General features: G+C 42.2%; 1 protein-coding gene. It reads right to left on the bottom strand.

Annotation, left to right across the window (positions count from 1 at the left end; translation table 11 throughout):
- Window positions 1-43: 43 nt before the first annotated feature.
- Window positions 44-1,198 carry a transposase gene (locus JGK07_RS33050; RefSeq protein ID WP_293223421.1) on the bottom strand — a complete coding sequence of 385 codons (1,155 nt, stop codon included), beginning with the start codon at window positions 1,196-1,198 and terminating at the stop codon, window positions 44-46.
- Between the last annotated feature and the right edge of the window lie 210 nt (window positions 1,199-1,408).

Below are 1,408 nucleotides of genomic sequence, written 5' to 3'. Positions count from 1 at the left end.
TTGACATACTCCCCGGCGTAAACGCGCGGGGATTCTTTACGCCTCATCGACTGATGCTACCTTTCATAGTCTTACTCTGTCTCCGCGTACATTTAAGGTCGTGCCGATGCCCCATGCCGACCATTTCTATATTCCTAGCAGCGTTTTCATCTCTATCTTGCTCAACACCGCAACTGACGCAAAGCACTGAACGAATAGATAAATCAATCTTCCCCCATTTGAATCCACAATCTGCACAGATTTGGCTAGTCGATTCCCACCTACTAATTACCTTGAATTCCCTGCCAAATTTCTCCGACTTGCCCTCACAAAGAGTCCTGAATTCTCTCCATCCTTGCAGACTAATTGCACTGGCAAGTTTACGATTCTTGACCATGCCTGACACGTTCAAATCTTCCAAAATAATTACTTGGTTTTCGTTGACTATTTTGGTTGACAATTTGTGTAGGAAGTCTTGGCGGGTGTCGGCAATTCGATTGTGTAACTTGGCAATTTTAATGCGAGTTACATTCCTTCTTTTAGAATCTTTTGGCTGACGAGCTAATTTGCGTTGTAGCTTACGAACTTTCTGGTCTAACTTTTTATAGCCAGGACTTTCGGCTTTTTCGCCATTGCTCATTACCGCAAAGGTTTTAATGCCTAAATCAATTCCGATACTTGGATTCTTAGCTTCAATTTGAATTGATTGAACCTCTACAACAAAACTCAAGAAATAGCGGTTTGCACAGTCCTTGATTACCGTCACAGAACTAGGCTCAGACGGAAGACTTTTAGACCATATTGGATTAACAATTCCAATCTTGGCTAAGTAGACACCATCACCTTTGATAGAAAATCCTCCAACTCTAAAACGTGCCGATTGACTACTGGCTCTTTTCTTGAATTTAGGATATCCAACTTTACGCCCTTTTCTCTTACCTTTGCAGGAGTTGAAAAAGTTCTTGAAAGCAACATCTAAATCGGCAACAGATTGTTGCAAGGGAACGCATGACACATCTCCTAGCCAAACTCTTTCTTCAGTATTCTTGGCTTGGGTAATGACGATTTTTTGCAAATCCGCTGAACTAGGCTTTTTATCTGACTGTTTGCAAAGTGCAAGCGCATCATTCCAGACCACCCGCACACAGCCAAACAGTTGAGCTAAGCCCTGCTGCTGTTGGCTGGTTGGGTAAAATCTGTAGCGATATCTTGCTTTCATCACTATGCTAGAATTGGTCTGCTACTAAATCATATCTTGGTTTGCCAACGATGAGAACCTTTATGGTCGAGAGTGCTATTCTTTTACAGAACTTAGAATGTACTTGGTCTATCCGTTGGTGCCGCACCCTTAGAAGTATTGAAAGAGTATATTAGAAATCAAGAAAAGCCGTCCTAAAAGGACGGGGCTTGTATCCCATTTTCTTGGTCA

This window comes from Microcoleus sp. PH2017_24_DOB_U_A (assembly GCF_020738205.1).
GTDB lineage: Bacteria > Cyanobacteriota > Cyanobacteriia > Cyanobacteriales > Microcoleaceae > Microcoleus.
The sequence above is the reverse complement of the archived record's forward strand: the minus strand, read 5'-3'. Positions and strand labels throughout refer to the sequence as shown.

Bases quoted from the DNA above. Each gene is read 5' to 3' on its own strand.
- JGK07_RS33050 (WP_293223421.1), bottom strand. From the start codon at position 1,198: ATGAAAGCAAGATATCGCTACAGATTTTACCCAACCAGCCAACAGCAG.